This is a genomic window from Salinimicrobium profundisediminis, assembly GCF_026241755.1.
GTDB classification, from domain to species: Bacteria; Bacteroidota; Bacteroidia; order Flavobacteriales; family Flavobacteriaceae; genus Salinimicrobium; species Salinimicrobium profundisediminis.
In genome coordinates, this window is record NZ_JAPJDA010000010.1 from 103,782 (window position 1) to 122,033 (window position 18,252).

Below are 18,252 nucleotides of genomic sequence, written 5' to 3' on the forward strand. Positions count from 1 at the left end.
TTGTTTTTGTGATTTAGTAGGTAAATCCAAGTTTATCAAGTCCCGCCTGAATTTCTTCATTCGCCATAAAAAGCCGCCACGGAAGCCCGGTGCGGTAATTTTCGATCATGGCTACTATAGGCCCCTGATCTATGGCCAGGTACCCGTTAGAAAACCAGTTGTGTTCTTCAGAAAAAGCGTCATAAAATCCATATTCGCCCCAGAGTTCATCATTCAAATCTTCATAAAAATGCCGCAGCGCAGCCATAGATTTTTCCGGTGTATAGGGAAAAGAAGACAAAGCCGCAGTTGGCGTAATGACTCCTAAATCGTTTGTAGGGCTGTGCGCGGCGTAGCCCTGGTGATTATCGGAAGCTGTAAGGCCCCAGGAATTCTCGCCATAGCCTTCAAAATTCTTCGGATTACGGACCGCGTATTCATAGTTGATCAATGTATGATTGGTATTTTGCTGCCAGTAATTGGCGTACTGATCTTCCAGGTTACGCGGATCTAAACCAATGAAGGAATAGTGGCTGAAAAATAGCGGTCCGCCGTAAGATGGCCCCAGGGGCAGGTTTAGGCCGTAATGGTTCCTGTTGGTAAGGATCCCTCCGTTTGAGGCCCAGCCATTGGTGTAAACTTCCGAAGAAATTGGATGTGTTGGCGATGATGCGGCTAAAACGTAAACAATTAAAGATTCGTTCCAGCCTTTAATGGGAAGGCCAATCTCAAATTTATAAGAAGGCGACCAGTGCCAGTAAAGCACATTCTGCCCGTTTGTGTACCAGTCCCACTCTACATTTTCCCACAAAGTGGTAATTCGCTCATCAATTTGGGCGTCGTCGAAATATTCACGGTTGATCAGAAGTCCCTGCATCAAAAATGCCGTTTCCACAAGATCACCGCCGTTATCAAGATTACTAAAAGGTCTTGTTTTTGCGGTATTCCCCATGTACCAGTGAGAGAATGCCCCGTGATAAATAGGGACTTCTTCTAAAAAGGACAAGATCCTGTCCAATCGATCCAAAGCTTCAGCTTCACTAATCCAGCCGCGTTCTACAGCCGTGGGAAATGATGCCAGACCAAAACCTGTGCCCCCGGTGGTAACTATATGCGGAGCATCGCCGCCATAGGCATCATTTTGAGACCTTTCGCGGGCCATGCCGCTGTTGGGTTCGGCAAAATCCCAAAAATAATTGAAAGTGCGCTCCTGCACCAGGTCCAGCAGTTCTTCATCGCTCAATTGTGGTACCGGTTCTTCGCCGTTACCAGGGTCAGGAATGTAGGGTTCCTGATATCCCGGTCCCGAATCATCTGAACATGCAAGGAAAAGCACGACAATATTCAGCAGGGAAAAGTATTTTAGAAGACTTTTCATTTAGTAGGAGTTTGTAAATATTTAGAAAAACACTCCTCAAAAATGGCATTTTTGAGGAGTGTCAAAGCTTATGATCAATTATTCATATCGGCTTCAATTTCCTCTTCTGTTAGCGCAACCCGGTAGAAACGCAGGTCGTCTATAGCACTTTGATCGGAAAGGTGGTTCCATTCCACAAAACGTGGAGCACCAGACATTACCGAAACAAGATCGGCACCGGTCCAGTCAACCCCTCCGGTAACGGGAGCTTCGGTTGCAAGTTCCCCATTGATGTAGATCCTGCTCTTATTTTCGGTGATCACAAATCCAATATGCACCCATTCACCGGCAGCCGGATCTATTAATCCGCCGTCATTCCAGCTATTTCCGTCTCCTGTACCCACACTTGCTTTTATTCGCTGACTGTCGCCAGATGCTTCCCTAAATAACTGGAAGCCTTTGGTGAGGTTATTTTTATTGGCCCCTTCAGGATTTACGGCACTAATGGAAATTATACCCGCACGATCTGGGCTGGCATTTACCTTGTACCAGAAAGTGGCACTGAACTCTTCGTCTAAAAGATTTTGAGAAGGGAAGGTTAGATAAGCTCCATCGGCCCCTTTATAAGCTTCACTTCCTTCTTTAGCATCCTGCGTAAACTTAGGAGACCCAACCACGTTAATGCTTCGGCCGGAGACCTGTTCGTTATAATTTCCATCGAAAGGCAGGTAAAGGGATATATCTTCGGAAGGAGGGTTCACCATCAGGCTTACTTCTTCCGCAGTCATTGCCTCATCAAAGATCCTTAGCTCATCGATAAGACTTGGATCTGAATTATGTCCCCAATCACTAAAGTTGAGTCCGGAGCCTATCACAAGATTTTCAACACCTGTCCAATCTATAGCAACATTATCAACCGTAGTAGCTCTTACGAGTACGCCATTAAAATAAATTGCTGTTCCTGTTGGGGAAACCGTAACGGTAATGTGCGTCCATTCGGGTTCTACGGTAGAAATAGTACCGCCATCGTTCCAGATATCACTCTCACCGGTACCTACATTTAATTTCACTACCTGGGCATCGGCGCCAGCAGGTTCTCTAAATAACCTGAAGCCCTGATTTCTATCACTGTCATCGGTCGCTGTTAAAATTCCAGCTCTCTCTGTGCTGGGATCGATCTTGTACCAAAAAGCAAGAGTAAACTCATCTTCTAATTCAGCAAGAGGTATAGTGAGGTAAGAATCTACAGCCCCCTTGTAAGAACCTGTTCCTTCTTTGGCTTCATCTGAAAACCCCGGGTCTCCAACCTGAGTGGGCTCTTCCAGCTCTATAAGCTCCATAAAACTTTTATCAAAAGCCATGTAGAATATCTCGTTTTCAAAAACAGGCGTATATGGAGGTTCTTTGCTGAAGGTTGTGGTTTGTACGGTCTCTTTACCTTCAATATCTGTAGCCCTCACGGTCACTGTATGCTCACCCATTGAAAGCCCTTCAAAAGTGACCTTTTTGAGCGCTATACGGTAATCGGTAAATTCGGTGAAGGTTTCTACCTCCTGCCCATCTACAAGAACCACGATCTCCTGAATCTCTATGTCATCTTCAACCGCAAGATCTATGGTAATATTAGAAAGCTCTGAAGCTTCTTTGATCACGGTTCCCTGCTGGGGGTATTTTATATTGACTTGTGGAGCTCCTTCATCCTGCCCTGGTTCTACCTTTGTGATAGGATCAATCCCTTCGCGCTCACAACCTGCCAGGATAAACAAGAAGGCAAGAAAGCCAAAAATTCTGATATTTAAATTTTTCATTTTTACCTGTTTAAAGTTGATAATACATCATTAAGTGCCGTATTAGTATCTACGTTGGTAGCTTCTAAAGGTAAGGCGTCAACCTGTGCCTGTGGGTAAGGCAGGTACTCATCGGCGGCGGTGAATGTTCTGCCATCGTAGCTTAGTTCCTGGTATTTGTCAAGACGAATCATATCGTAATACCTTATTCCCCATTCCATAGCAAGTTCGGCAAATTTTTCATCGAGCACCTGTTCAGTAGTCACCCCTGATAGTGCCGGCATATCGGCACGTTCCCTCACCAGGTTTACGGCCTCATCGGCAGGAATTGCTGTAGCACTGGCACCTCTTGTCACTGCTTCGGCATACATAAGCAGGATCTCGGCATATCTTATCACGATAAAGTTCTTACCGGCCCCGTAGTTATTACGCCCATCGGTAAGTTGCACAGAGGGCAGGTAATGTTTACCACTGGCAAAATTTGCTCTTACATAATTGTTGATCACATCATCGGAAGGAGTCACATTGCTAACAAACGCAGGGATGGTATAACCCTCTGCCTGAAGTTCTGCGATCCCTTCGGGAGTGAATAACACGCTGGTTTCAAGACGTACGGTTTCATTCCTGTCAATCATGAAGCCAATGAACTTGTTGCTTGGCTCATAGAATCCCCATCCAGCCTCGGCGTTGTCTCTCGCAGGATCCCAGTTTTGTGGACCGAAAGGCGCATAAAGGTGGTAAAAAGCCTCTCCCGACTCAGATCCATAATCTGAATATTGGAACTCAAGTAAACTTTCGTTGCTCAATTCTCCCGGCTTCTTAAACAGCTGATAAAAATCGGGGTAAAGAGAAAACAAGCCTGAATTTATAATAGCACCTGTAGCATCGGCCACGCCCTGGTAATTCTGAAGTTCCTGTTCAGAAAGGGCTTTCATAGCATAAGCGGTGTAACGGGTAATTCCTCCCGGCAGGTCTGTGCGTTGATTTGGTCTTGCATCTGGAAGAAGCGGTATCACCTCATCCATCTCATTAGAGATAAACTGCATCACTTCATCTTTTGTCGCTACTCCCTGCTCTAATTCGGCTTCAGGTTGATTTGAAGTAATGATGAAAATATCTTCCCAGTTCCTGGCAAGATTGAAATGAAGCCAAGCTCGTATTACCTTGATTTCAGCAATGTATTGCTCACCACGGGCAAAATTTGTTTCGTTGGCGTATTCCATGAAATTCTCGATCTGCAAGATGGCAGTATTCATGTTGATGATGTCATTGTAATGAGAATTCCATACCTGGTTGTACATCCAGAAATCTTTATTGTAATTAAAAAGATCGGTTTCGGTATAAAGGGGCTGGTCACCCAACCCTCCAGAATTCACATCATCACCACGAACTCCCAATAGCAAAGGTTCTTCCCAGCCAAGACTGCTAATTTCATAATAAGCACCTATTAAAGGGTCTATCATCTGGCTGGCATCGGTATAATCAATGTCTCCTGTATTGAGCTGACCTTCCTGTGTATCGAGTTTATCGGAACAGGAGCTTACTGCCAGTGCCAAAACCAGTACAGAAAGACGGATAAATATATTTTTTGAAGTTTTCATTTCGTCTGTCAATTAAAATTTAACATTTATTCCCACTGTATAGATTGATGGCACCGGATAGGTTTGTCTATCTACACCATCGGGCACTTCAGGAGTAAATCCGTTATAGTCGAAGAAAGAGAAAGGCCTTTCAGCAGTAACATATACCCGCATCCATGGTAAATCTTCCTGTTCTACAGTATAGCCCAGTTGTATGGTTTGAATTCTGAAGAATTCTCCATCCTCAACCCAAAAATCACTTAGGCGCTGGTTCCATGCCTTGCGCATTCCGGCAGCAGAAGGATAAATATTACTTGTGCCTTCCCCATGCCACCTGTTATTGGCAAGATCGGCATCCATATTGGTATCATTGGTAAAAATAATCTCCCCTCTTCTTCGGTTAAGGATTTTATTCCCGGCCTGGCCATAAAAGCTCATGGAAAAATCTAAAGCTTTATAGTTCATTGCAATATTTCCCCCATAAGTGAAATCGGGCAGGAATGATCCTAATACCACCCTGTCTTCATCGGTAATCATGCCGTCGTTGTTTTGATCTCTGTATATAAGATCTCCGGGAACAAGGTTATTACTTACTGCAATAGGATCTGCATCGATTTGCGCCTGGTTTTGATAAACCCCCACTCTTTCATAGCCATAGAATCCAAAAAGAGGACCGCCTTCAATAGTTCTTTGACGGAATTCTGCCGATCCGGAATCAATGTACCCTCTATCATCTTCAATTTGGGTAGCTTCATTTTTAAGGGTGGTGAAGTTTGCTCCTATAGAAAATTCAAAATCTTCTCCAATGTTTCCGAAGTAGTTACCACTGAATTCAAGACCCTGGTTTCTAATTACTCCAGAATTCCTCTCAATGCTTTGGTCTACAATAGGAATATAAACCGGAAGAATGGCATTTTCGGTATCCCTGATGTAATAATCGGCAGTAAGAGACAACCTGTTTTCCAGAACTTCAAGATCAACCCCAAAGTTAAGTTCTTCTATGACCTCCCAGGTGTTATTTGAAAAAACGCTGGTAGAGACAATCCCTGTGCGCGGGTTATCGCCAAAAGGTGCAGAAACCACATCAATAGTATTAGAACCGGCACTGGCAGCAACATTGTCATTACCAAGTTTACCCCAGGCAGCACGTAATTTCAGGAAATCAATTACGCCTACATTATCCATAAAATTTTCTTCGGAAATTACCCAACCTAAACCAACTGAAGGGAAATAACCCCATGGATCTAGTGTAAATTTGGAAGATCCGTCGGCCCTGAAGGTTCCATAAAGCAGGTACCTGTCCATAAAGCTGTAGGAAACCCTTCCAAAATAGGACATCCCGTAATATCTTTTTCCTATTTCTTTCACGTTATTATTGAAAGACTCGGGATCGGCAAAATCTAAGTACCAGCTCGACTCCAGGCCTATACCCCTGATTCTTTCTCCGGTTACTTCAAGTTCATTTACAGCCTCATCTCTAAAAGAAGTACCTACCATAGCCGTAAACCTGTGGTCGCCAATCTGGTCTTTATAGGTTAAAACATTATCCCAGTACTGGTTGGAGAAAGAGTTGTTTTCCCTCTTTATTGAAGATTGAACCTCATAGTTGTTCCCCAGGGTATATGGAAGGTTCACATAACGCTCTTCTAAAGCCGAGAAGTTATGACTGTAAGTGGTCTTTATATCCAGCTTATCTTCAATGATTTCATATTGAAAATCCATAGTAGCCAACAACTTCCTGATCTTTAGACGATCTTCATTGAATTTGGTGATTGGAAGCGGGTTTTGGGTATTCCTGTAACCCAAAAGCTGGGCATTGGCATATCTCACAGGCGAAGCTGCCGTGTTAAGAGGGTCAATAACCGGAAGGATGGGCACCGCGAAATATGCATTAAACCAGGCCGCATTATCGGGCTGAAACTGGGTTGCGTTACTAAAGACCATGTTCACGCTGGTTTTAAACCTGTCGGTAATATCAACATCCATCTTAGAACGAATATTGAATCTTTCATACTCATTCTTCATGTCGAGGATACCTTCCTGTGCAAAGTAGTTAGCACCAACCGAATAGGTTACGTTATCTCCCCCACCCGAAACGCCAATACTGTGACTTTGTATAAGGCCTTCTCTTAAAATCTCATCATACCAGTCGGTATTCACATCGGGAACATTGGGATTAACCCTGCTGCGCCCAAAGCGTTGCATGGCATTAAGAACGAACTGGATATCGGCTTGTGAGCCAGATTCGTACACCATAGTGGTAAACTGTTCGGCATTAGCCATTTTAACCACATCCTGAGCCCTCTGTACCCCTGTATAACCATCATATTCAAACTGGGGCTTCTGGTTTATACGACCAGATTTGGTCTCTACAATAATCACCCCGTTTGCAGCTCTCACGCCGTAAATGGCTGAAGAAGATGCATCTTTTAAAACATTGATAGATTTGATGTCTTTTGTACTTAAAAAGTCAATGTTGTCATAAAGGGCACCATCAACAACATAAAGAACATTAGTACCACTTGTGTAAGTACCTAAACCTCTCACCCGCACGTTAGGCGAATTACCCGGAGATCCTACAGAAGTGATTTGCACCCCTGCCACTTTTCCCTGTAATGACTGCATGACGTTTGAAGTTGGCGTCTTTTCTATTTCTTCAGACTCAATAGTAACAATAGAACCGGTAAGATCAGCTTTTCTCTGGGTACCATAACCAACTACCACTACCTCGTCTAGGGCAGCAGCGTCTTCCTCTAAAGTAATCTGATAGTCATTAGCTCCAACTACTGGTAATTCCTGAGGCTTAAATCCCAGGAAAGTAACTCTGAAGGTATCACCTTCAACCACTCCTTCGAGAACAAAATTTCCGTCGAAGTCGGTAATGTCAAAAATATTCTTCCCAATCACCTTCACCTCCGCACCCGGTAAAGGCATACCATCGGCACCAACAATGGTTCCCGAAATAGTTTTTGGTTGTTGAGCAAAGCCTATTCCGCAGAACAGGAGAGCTACAAATGTGAGTAATAATCTAATTTTCATAGGGTAAACCGTTTACAAAATTTGACATGAAAGTACATTACAACCCTGCTACCCGAAAACGTTATAGTACACAATTGCTACATCAAAGGCAAACACTCATAAAGTTACTGTTTTTAAGCAGCTTACGAGCGTGATGAAGTAATATTTAAATCAAAAAATTATAGTATGACGTAGTAATGATGTAGTGGTTTTTGGACTTTTTGCAGGCTATTTAACCTTCTAAAAGTTGGCAATTAACCAGTTCGTGAGGTTTTCTGAAGTATCTACATTTATTTTCTTTCTAAGCCTGTACCTGTGTACTTCAACCCCCCTAACACTTATCCCCATTAAAGGTGCAATTTCCTTTGAAGTGAGATTCATCTTGAGGTAGGCACAAAGTTTAAGATCTCTATTACTTAAGTTTGGAAATTTACTTAGTAAATCTCTGAAGAAATCTTCATGCAGCTCATTAAAATTAGTTTCAAAGACTTTCCACTCATCATCATTCTGTACGGCATTATTTATCTTATTCATAATGTGTTTGAGCCTGTACTGATTTGAAAATTTTGCTTTGTCTTTATTCAATTCCCCCTGTATCTGCATAAGAACTTCATTCTTCTTTGCAGCGATCACGGTAGAATTTGCCAGCTCTTTGCGCTTCATATTAATCTCATTAATAAGCTGCTCCTTCTCAAGCTTGTTCATTCTCTCTTCATGCTCCTTTTGATACCTGACCTTGAGTATCTTTCTATGTTGCTGAAGTTTCAGCTTATTTATATAGTAGATGAGCACAACCAGCATCAACAAAGACAGGAGGTACAACACCTTCATGTAATCTTTTAAATACCATGGAGGATCTACCACAAACCTGAAAGCACTAAATACCGAAGCTTTTTGCTGAGATCCCACGGCTGTTAACCTCAGCTCATACTGGTCGTATGGTAAATTCTGAAACTGAATCTTTCCTTCCTGCACTTCCCCACGCACGGCAGCCGTATTATTACCCACGAGTTCGTATTCCATTCCCACCGCATCCGAAACCGGTAAACCGGTAAGAATCGTCACCTCCCTTGCCTGCCTGGAGGGAATATGGGGAATAACATTAAGGTCATAGTAATTAGTCCCGTCGTACAGCTTCTGCACTACCGGTGTACTCAAAAATTCCCGGGAACTAAAATCCTTTAACTCATTAAGATTAAGCCTGGCAAAACCGTCGTGAAGGGTGATGTAGTAAATGGAGTCGTTCAGCTTTATGAGCCGCTCATTTTTCTTTACGGTACGCTTGTTTAACATACCTGCCGTTACCAGGATCTTATCATCTTTAAAATTTGTGACGGTTAAAAGATTCTTTTCGGAATCCATGAACCAGAAATATTTACCATCCTGTCCTAAAAGCCTTTTGCCTTCATATTCCTGCCATTCAGATAATAATTCGAGATCTTGAGTAAAGGGATTATAGTGGTACCACTCTCCACCAGTAAAAGCAACAATTTGCCCATTCACCCTGTACAGTTCAGCTTCCTGCTTCCCTACTCCGGTTGAGGTGCTTATCTTCTTTACTGAAGTAATACTGTCGCCTTCACTAGTTAGGCCTACCCTGTAGATACCTTCATAAGAATCTGTCACCCACAGGGTAGAAGTATTCTCTAGCAGCATCTGCTTTACAGGAAAGTCTATTCCCTTAAGGCGCTGCACTTCGCCGGTATTTTCATTAAAAAGATCTATTCCCGTGTAACTTCCTATGAGAAATCTTTTGTTACCATTCTTTAAGATTTGGAAACTTCCTGTACGCCTGTCGATAGGTACAAAACGGTCATTTACAATTTTAAAAGTTCCGTTGTTATGGTTACTGTACATCACCCCGTCGTGAACCTCCAGATTCCAGGAATGACCTTCGGCCCCCTCCAGTAATTCTATCTTCTCATCATTCATCCTGAAAACGCCGGTATTACTGGCGAGATAAAGATCGTCCTCCTTAAAATTTAAATCATATACAGAACCCAATTCTCCACTTTCATCGGTAAAGAACCTGAAAGGAGAATATATATCAACGACATCAATTCCATTATCAAGCCCCAACCAGATTTTACCTTTATTTTGGGCCAGGGCAAGAACAGTGTTATTTTGCAGGCCGTCCCACCTGTTATACGAGAAGATTTCACCGGTGTCTTCATTAAACTGAATAATGCCATTTTTAAGTGTTCCAATTAGAATTTCCCCTGAAGAAAGAGATAATACATGGTTGAGCTCATACTGCTGAAGTTCCTCCTGAAGTCCTTTATCAACCAGCCTTCGAATATGCTCACCGTCAAAAAGAAAGATATCGTCCTTTAAGCCAATTAACAATTCATCCCCATGCACAATAAGTTCTCTTACAACCCCATCTTTTAGAACTTCCTGGTTGGGCAACGGCTCCATTTCACCATTGTTATTTAAGTAAAAGAGCCCGGAATCTCCTGTCGCCAACACAAGCCTGTCCTTATAGATCTCCATTTGATTGACATTCACTCTTTGCACAGGAGTGATTTTATCATTTTCGTACCGGTAAACTGCTCCAAAAGACCTGAAATAAATAGCATCTTTATGTGCAATAATTTCCCAGAACTCCTCACTCTGCAGTTCATATTCGCCCAAAAGGGGAATAAGGGAAGTATAACACATATCACCCCTGGTATCTCTTTCCCAGTAACCAAATTCCCGGTAAGAACCTGTGTAGATCTTTCCTTTATGAGGAAGCACAGATCTTATAACCGAACGGTTCTCGAGATCAAATAATTCCCATCGCTGCCCGTCAAAAGATAAGAGGCCCTGGTTGTTCGCGACATAAATCACCCCGCTTTCATCAAGTGCAATATCCCAATTCTGGCTGGCCGCCTTATAACTAAAAGAAGAGTAGTTATGTATAGGTGGAGAAAGCTCCTGTGCTGTAGTAGATGTAAATGATAAAATAATGATTACCAATACATTAAATCGAAATATTTCCATAGCAAAAAAATATTTGAGCAAGTAATGTGCAAGTACTTTTAATGCATAAAAGTACAATTTTTTTCCTTCTGGTATATCAGAACCAATCCCACTGAAAAATGGAAGTGTATTTCGCACTTCTACCTTAACAAAAAAAATAATGGAAAAATTTAAAAAGGTTTTAGAAAACCTGGAAGTTACTTTTTACGTTCAATAACGTAGTTTACCATGAGGATGAGAGAATCCTTATATGGAGAAGGAGGATATTCTTCGAGCATAGTCAATGCTTCTTGTTGAAATGCCTGCATTTTTGAAACAGCGTATTCAAGACCTCCTTTTTCTTTTACAAAATCAATGACTTCTCTTACCCGTTTCGCATCCTTATTATGGTTTTTCACCGAGTTGATGACCCAGGCTTTTTCTTTTGCCGAAATCTTATTTAAGACATGTATCAATGGCAGCGTCATTTTTTGCTCTTTAATGTCTATCCCTGTGGGTTTGCCTATACGTTCATTGCCGTAATCAAACAGGTCATCTTTTATTTGAAAAGCCATTCCTATAAGCTCCCCAAAATGCCTCATCCTTTCTACCTCTTTAGAATCGGGTTGAACAGAGGCAGCTCCAAGGCTACAACAGGCCGCAATTAAGGTGGCTGTCTTTTGCCTAATGATTTCGTAGTAGATCTCTTCAGTGATATCGAGGCGGCGGGCTTTTTCTATTTGTAGCAGTTCCCCTTCACTCATTTCCCTTACAGCAACCGAGATGATCTTAAGAAGATCAAAATCATTGTTATCTATAGACAGTAAAAGACCTTTTGAAAGCAGATAATCTCCTACCAGAACGGCAATTTTATTCTTCCAGAGTGCATTGATGGAAAAGAAGCCACGACGGCGGTTGGAATCATCTACAACATCATCGTGAACAAGAGTAGCGGTATGGATCAATTCAATTACCGAAGCCCCCCTGTAGGTGCGTTCGTTCACCTTCCCATCTGCAACCATTTTGGCCACGAGAAAAACGAACATAGGGCGCATTTGTTTGCCCTTTCGGTTTACAATAAAGTGCGTGATCCTGTTTAGCAAGGCCACTTTTGAAGACATCGACTGAGTGAACTTCTTTTCAAAAAGTTCCATCTCCTTCTCTACCGGCAGCTTTATTTTAGAAATTACCTTCATTAGGGCTGCTAAGATAGTTAAAAGAATAATTTTTCAGCACCTTCCAAAAAAGCCATTTTTGGATCTCTAAACTGCAACTTCTTTAGACTTATTGGCAAGTTGACCACAGGCCGCATCTATATCCTTTCCGCGCGAACGGCGCACGGTACAGGTGATACCATTGCGCTCCAGCTCCCTTACATACAGGTTAGTTGTTGATTCGGGAGCCTGTTTAAAATGATCATCGCCAATAGGGTTATATTCAATGAGGTTGACTTTGCACGGTACATACTTACAGAACCTTACAAGGGCTTCTACATCCCTCCTGCTGTCGTTAATATCTTTCCAAACCACATATTCGTAGGTAATTCTGCTTTTTGTTTTAGCATACCAGTATTCAAGCGCTTCCCTAAGATCATTTAAAGGAAAGGTGGCATTAAATGGCATAATAGAAGTTCTCACTTCATCTATTGCTGAATGAAGGGAAACAGCTAGTTTAAATTTCACTTCTTCATCGGCCATTCTTTTTATCATTTTTGGCACCCCTGAAGTAGAAACTGTAATACGTTTTGGCGACATCCCCAATCCTTCGGGGGAAGTGATCATTTCAATGGCCTTTAGCACGTTATTATAGTTCATGAGGGGTTCTCCCATGCCCATAAACACAATATTGGAGAGGGGCTTATCAAAATACAGCCTGCTCTCATTGTCTATTGCCACTACCTGATCATAAATTTCGTCAGGATTCAGGTTGCGCATGCGCTTAAGTTTGGCGGTTGCACAAAATTTGCAATCCAAACTACAACCAACCTGCGAAGAAACACAAGCAGTAGTTCTTGAGGGGGTAGGGATCAACACAGATTCTACCGTGAGATCATCATGTAATTTTACAGCGTTTTTGATTGTCCCGTCACTGCTTCGCTGCATCTGGTCTACCCGAATATGGTTGATGACGAAGTTTTCATTCAGCATTTGACGCGTATCCTTTGAGATATTAGTCATATCTTCAAAAGAATGGGCTCCTTTGCCCCAAAGCCACTCATAAACCTGAGTTCCGCGGAAGGATTTATCCCCCTGAGAAACAAAGAATTGCTGAAGTTGTTCTTTGGTCAATGCCCGTATGTCTTTCTTCTTGTCTTTCACGCTGCAAAAATACTAAAGTAAAAGGGATTTATAATACCTCTTTAAAAATGCCATTTTTGAGGATCAATAAGTTAGCCAGAATTTAATTCTGCACTAAAATTCCGGAATCAAAATTTTTCTGAAAATTCTATCTGGATACTCTAACAAATCTGCTGCCGATAGGCAGGTTCAGCATGTTAATAAAAAACCTCACAGGTTTTTAAAACCTGTGAGGTTTGGTTATATTTCTTTAGAAGCAACTGCCCACTTTATATTGAGCACTGAACACTCTAAACTATAGGATCAACATAGCGTCTCCGTAAGTGTAGAATTTGTATTTTTCTTTCACAGCTTCAGCATAAGCCTTCTTCATAAAATCGTGCCCTGCAAAAGCAGAAACCATCATCAATAAAGTAGATTTTGGTGTATGGAAGTTGGTGATCATACAGTTTGCAATACTAAAATCGTAAGGAGGAAAAATAAATTTATTTGTCCAGCCCTGGAATTCATTCAGGGTTCTGTTTGAAGAAACCGAACTTTCCAAAGAACGCATTACCGTAGTTCCTACCGCACAAACTTTGCGTTTTTCCTGGATCGCTTTGTTAATGGTGTTCACTGCAGGCCCTTCAATATAAGCTTCTTCGCTGTCCATTTTGTGCTTGGAAAGATCTTCCACCTCAACCGGACTAAAAGTTCCTAAACCAACGTGAAGGGTAACTTCAGCAAAATCAATTCCCTTGATCTCCAACCTCTTCAAAAGATGCTTTGAGAAGTGAAGGCCGGCAGTAGGGGCCGCAACAGCACCTTCGGTCTTTGCATAAATGGTCTGGTAACGGTCTTTATCTTCGGGCTGTACTTCTCTCTTAATGTACTTTGGCAGCGGAGTTTCACCAAGTTCTGTCAGTTTATTTCTGAATTCCTCGTAAGAACCGTCGTAGAGAAAACGCAGTGTTCTTCCACGAGATGTTGTATTATCAATAACTTCGGCCACAAGACTTTCATCTTCCCCAAAATATAGTTTATTACCAATCCTAATCTTCCTGGCAGGATCTACCAGCACGTCCCACAGGCGGGTCTCAGCATTTAATTCTCTCAACAAAAACACTTCAATCCGGGCACCGGTCTTCTCTTTATTACCAAATAGACGTGCAGGAAAAACCTTGGTGTTGTTTAACACCATCACGTCTTGCGGCTCAAAATAATCGATAAGATCCTTAAATTGTTTATGCTCAATTGTTTGCTCTTTCCTGTTCAAAACCATTAATCTGGCTTCATCCCTGTTCTCGGCAGGATATTCTGCCAATAGTTCGGGCGGAAGGTCAAAATTGAAGTGCGATAATTTCATTCCCATATAAGATAGATTTTAAGAAGCTGCAAATATACAACCTCGGGATAGGGGTTGTCAAGTAAATGCAGGTTTATTTAAGAAATCTGTTAATTGACGGGGCCACACAACGGCAGCTTTTAAAAATTTCTTATTCTTTAGCGGAATCTTTTACAGAAAACTTTAGCTGCTGAAGGTTCTCCCAAAACTCCGGAAATGACTTACTCACCACCCCGGCATCATTAATAACAATAGGAACTTTTAATGCCAGGGGCGCGAATGCAAGCGCCATACGATGGTCATTATAAGTGTCTATCGCAATATCTGACTTTATTCCTTCGGAAGCTGAAAGTTGCAAAGTATCTTCTGTGATCTCCACCTTGCCTCCCAGTTTTTCGATTTCGTTCTTCAACGCCTGAAGCCTGTCAGTTTCTTTGATTCTAAGGGTATGAAGGCCGGTGAGCTGAGCTCCTATCCCAAGACCAAAGCAGGTAACAACCACTGTTTGCGCAAGATCTGGGCTGTTGGCTAAATCTAATTGAAGAATTTCAGGCAGCTCAACTTCAGTCTTCTCCAGTTTTAACTCACCTTCCAAAAATGTCGTTTTGACGCCTAATTTTTGGTAGATATCTGCCGTACTTCGATCTCCCTGCAGACTGTTCTCGCGATAGGAAGTAAGATTAATTTCAGAAGAATCTGAAAGGGCAGCCATGCTGTAAAAATAGGAAGCCGAGCTCCAGTCAGATTCCACTACGATTTGTTTTTGAGGTATTTGGGATACGGATTCAATAAAAATCACATTGTTTTCAAAGGAACCGTTTATCCCGCACTGCTTCAGGAGTTGCAGAGTCATTTTAATATACGGTACAGAGGTTACTTTCCCTTCAAGATAAATTTTCAAACCTTTATGCAGGGATGGTGCTATCAGCATTAATGCCGAAATATACTGGCTGCTAATATTGGCCTGTACTTTCACCTCATTTTTCAGAAGTTTTTTTCCTTTTATCCTCAAAGGAGGAAAACCCTCATTTTTTTCATAGGTAATTTCTGCTCCCAATTCCCGAAGGGCATCTACCAGTATCGCTATAGGCCGTTCCTGCATGCGCTGGCTTCCTGTAAGCAGTACTTCCCTCCCTTCTTTGGAAACAAAGTATGCGGTTAAAAATCGCATCGCAGTGCCTGCATGGTGAATATCAATTACCTCATTTTTAGACCCCAACGCTTTTTGAAGTACTTTGGTATCGTCACTATTAGATAAGTTTTCAATTTCAAGGTTAGGATATAGCGCCTGGAGGATCAATAACCTGTTCGATTCACTTTTTGAACCGGTAACAGCAATCTTTCCCGCAAGTTCGCGGTTTTGCGTAGATAGGTGCAGATGCATAATTTACTCTCTTTTAAAATTTTTACGCCTGCTCGTCATGTACATTGCGTATACCAGACTTATTACAGCCTTTATCAGGAAATATTCTACCCATTTGCCATTGGCGAATTCATCTTCATAGATCAGGGCAAATTCCCCTGAAATAATTTGTCTAAAATGGGAGATAATTAGTGAAAGCCCAACAAATATCACAAAAAATATGGTACCCAGTTGTAGCACCTTTACCCAGTAATCTGGATTTTTTACATCTTCAAAAATGCGCATTTACTTTAATTTTTCATTGTTCTTGTGACGGTCTTTGTCACGTTGGGTTTTAAGGTCCAGTTTTTTATCAAATGCCTCCTGCAGGTTTATTCCTGTTTGGTTTGCCAAACAAAGCACTACAAAAACCACATCGGCCAGCTCTTCGCCAAGGTCTTTTGCCCTGTCACTTTCTTTTTCACTTTGCTCCCCATACCTTCGTGCAATGATGCGGGCAACCTCCCCTACTTCTTCGGTAAGCTGGGCCATGTTGGTGAGCTCATTAAAGTACCTCACCCCATGCTCCTTTATCCAGGCATCTACAGCCTTCTGTGCATTTTCAATATTCATTAGATAATTTTCTTCAAAACTAAAGTTTCTGATTGTTTCTCTACCATTTGTGCATAAAATTCTTTCAAAGCAATATACTGCTCTGGAAGAAAAACAATATTTTTTAAAATAAAATCGGCTTCAAATCGCAAATATCTTCCATTTTGTTTCACCAGGAATTTAAATTCACCTTCACCTCCATTTATCTGGATAATTGAACTTTCGGGCAGGTATTCTACTTCATAGTTTTCGGGAATAAGAAGGTTTATGGTTTTTTTAGTTACCATTGGGAATTCAAAGAAAATAGGGTAATGTCTTTCATCTGCCTTAAAAGGATTTTCATCCAAACCTTTAAAAACAAATGGTTTGATATATATTTTGTCGTTAATAACATCTACCCCCTGCTGCAACTCAAAGACATAAGACTCTTTTACCTCTAAACCTATTGAATCAAGATTCTCCTGCTGTACTTCGGAAATTTTAATATTCCCCTTCTCTTTTTCCAAATTCTCCAGAAGAACCTGCTCAGAAAGTCCTTCCATTTCTTTTCTATAAGCCTTTGCAAAAAGGCCATCATAACTTTCCGCCGCTTTCCCCCTAAGCACCATATCATCACCAAGTTCATAGCTAAGCACAGAGACATCAGATGAAAGAACCGCAGAATACAAATCTACCCAATCTGAGGATAAATTTTCCCGTATGATCCTTCCTTTCCAGTTCCGTGCCCGCTTAGGTAATTCTCCCGGTGCAGCATGAGGGTCTGTTGCATCAAGTAAAATAGCACCTTCCGGAAATTCAATCATAGAGATCACATAATTAAACCCGGTACGGGTAGGAAAAACCGGGATGCCATTACTTCGCGTACTCAACACAACGGGATTAGCATTGAGGCCGGTATATTTTAACATGGCAGTTAGCAAAAGGTTAATATCTCCTACATTCCCTTCCCCTTTTTTAAAGGCAGATTTTCCGCCGCTTTCAGGCATATAGCCATAGTAGCCGTTCCACTTTACTTTTTGTTTTACAAACTTGTAGATGAGCTGAATTTTTTCAAGAGGGGACTCCACACCCTGCACGAGCTGGTCTACCTCATCTTCAAAATAACCATCCCGGTTCATTTCCTTTTGAAAATTGGCGTCATTAAATATGCTTTTGGCCACACTTTCCCAATCTTCAGCATAGTTTTTTAATGTAGTATTTGGAAATCTTGTAGAGGTAAGCTCCCATTTCAAAAACGCTGCATAATTATGCAAATAATCTACATAATCTTCCTTTTTAAGGGCAGGAACATTGTTTGTAGCCACCTCATATACATTCTGTGAAAATTGAAGCCTTGATGTGCCCCTGCCATTGTTATTACCCAGGTGAATGAAAGGTTCGGTACTTTGTGTAATGGGTAATATTAAAGGAGATTTAGGGTTTGAATATTTTCTGAAGTTAAGATATTCAGGGATCACTATTTTTACTTCAAGCCGGTTTATAGGGATTGTATACTGCAGCGGCGTTTGATCTATTGACGTAACAAAGGGAGAGTTCAATGTGTATTTATACTCAATTACACTTCCTTCCTGTACTACAGGCATAGTAATTTTTGTAGTAAGCCTGTAATCATTTTCTTCCTCTTCAAAAATGCCATTTTTGCCAAGTTTTTCTGAAGTGAGTTTCCCATTATTGATATTATAGGTATATCCTTTTATACTGCTCACCCTTTCTTCGTCACTTGAATTTTTATAGTAAGAAATCTCTTTAGTGGCCCAGTCAAACCCTTCCTTTGTATAGATTTTTATCCTTTCGTGCACATCGGTCACCAAAGTAAAACCTATTCCATTATCATACCTGTAATACACGTTGTGGCTTCGGTATAAAACTGCGGCATCTACTTCTTTGTCAAAGGGATGAAATTCTTCTTTAACTTCATCAATTGATACTTTTCCAAAGCGAAAGTCCTGGGCTCCCGCTCCAAAACTTAACAACACAAAGGCTGTAAGAAAAAAATACTTATTCATAATAAAT

General features: G+C 41.5%; 12 protein-coding genes. All 12 read right to left on the reverse strand.

What is annotated here, in order from left to right:
- Positions 1–13: 13 nt before the first annotated feature.
- A complete protein-coding gene (locus OQ279_RS07620) occupies positions 14–1,357 on the reverse strand; it encodes a glucoamylase family protein (protein WP_266069271.1) in 1,344 nt (447 codons plus the stop codon).
- A 74-nt stretch (positions 1,358–1,431) separates the two neighbouring features.
- Entirely contained in the window at positions 1,432–3,144 is a 1,713-nt protein-coding gene (locus OQ279_RS07625; protein ID WP_266069272.1) for a LamG-like jellyroll fold domain-containing protein, read from the reverse strand.
- 2 nt (positions 3,145–3,146) lie between these two features.
- A complete protein-coding gene (locus OQ279_RS07630) occupies positions 3,147–4,724 on the reverse strand; it encodes a RagB/SusD family nutrient uptake outer membrane protein (protein WP_266069273.1) in 1,578 nt (525 codons plus the stop codon).
- A gap of 12 nt (positions 4,725–4,736) precedes the next feature.
- Positions 4,737–7,742 carry a SusC/RagA family TonB-linked outer membrane protein gene (locus OQ279_RS07635; RefSeq protein ID WP_266069274.1) on the reverse strand — a complete coding sequence of 1,002 codons (3,006 nt, stop codon included), beginning with the start codon at positions 7,740–7,742 and terminating at the stop codon, positions 4,737–4,739.
- Between the two features lie 219 nt (positions 7,743–7,961).
- Positions 7,962–10,706 (reverse strand): helix-turn-helix and ligand-binding sensor domain-containing protein, encoded by a 2,745-nt coding sequence (locus tag OQ279_RS07640; RefSeq protein WP_266069275.1) that lies wholly within the window; start codon positions 10,704–10,706, stop codon positions 7,962–7,964.
- Between the two features lie 176 nt (positions 10,707–10,882).
- Positions 10,883–11,860, reverse strand: coding sequence for a polyprenyl synthetase family protein (locus OQ279_RS07645; protein WP_266069276.1), 978 nt, complete (start codon positions 11,858–11,860; stop codon positions 10,883–10,885).
- Between the two features lie 66 nt (positions 11,861–11,926).
- On the reverse strand, positions 11,927–12,982 hold the full coding sequence (rlmN, locus tag OQ279_RS07650) for a dual-specificity RNA methyltransferase RlmN (protein ID WP_266069278.1): 1,056 nt from the start codon (positions 12,980–12,982) through the stop codon (positions 11,927–11,929).
- Positions 12,983–13,256: 274 nt separating this feature from the next.
- The gene (gene queA / locus OQ279_RS07655; protein ID WP_266069309.1) at positions 13,257–14,306 is read right to left on the reverse strand and encodes a tRNA preQ1(34) S-adenosylmethionine ribosyltransferase-isomerase QueA; all 1,050 of its coding nucleotides are present in this window, start codon (positions 14,304–14,306) and stop codon (positions 13,257–13,259) included.
- Between the two features lie 130 nt (positions 14,307–14,436).
- Positions 14,437–15,669 (reverse strand): 3-phosphoshikimate 1-carboxyvinyltransferase, encoded by a 1,233-nt coding sequence (locus OQ279_RS07660; RefSeq protein WP_266069280.1) that lies wholly within the window; start codon positions 15,667–15,669, stop codon positions 14,437–14,439.
- 3 nt (positions 15,670–15,672) lie between these two features.
- Complete coding sequence (locus OQ279_RS07665) at positions 15,673–15,933, reverse strand: hypothetical protein (protein ID WP_266069281.1); 261 nt, start codon at positions 15,931–15,933, stop codon at positions 15,673–15,675.
- The gene (locus OQ279_RS07670) at positions 15,934–16,260 is read right to left on the reverse strand and encodes a nucleotide pyrophosphohydrolase (RefSeq protein ID WP_266069282.1); all 327 of its coding nucleotides are present in this window, start codon (positions 16,258–16,260) and stop codon (positions 15,934–15,936) included.
- Positions 16,260–18,245 (reverse strand): DUF3858 domain-containing protein, encoded by a 1,986-nt coding sequence (locus OQ279_RS07675; RefSeq protein ID WP_266069283.1) that lies wholly within the window; start codon positions 18,243–18,245, stop codon positions 16,260–16,262. Before OQ279_RS07675 ends, OQ279_RS07670 begins: the two co-directional genes overlap by 1 nt.
- Between the last annotated feature and the right edge of the window lie 7 nt (positions 18,246–18,252).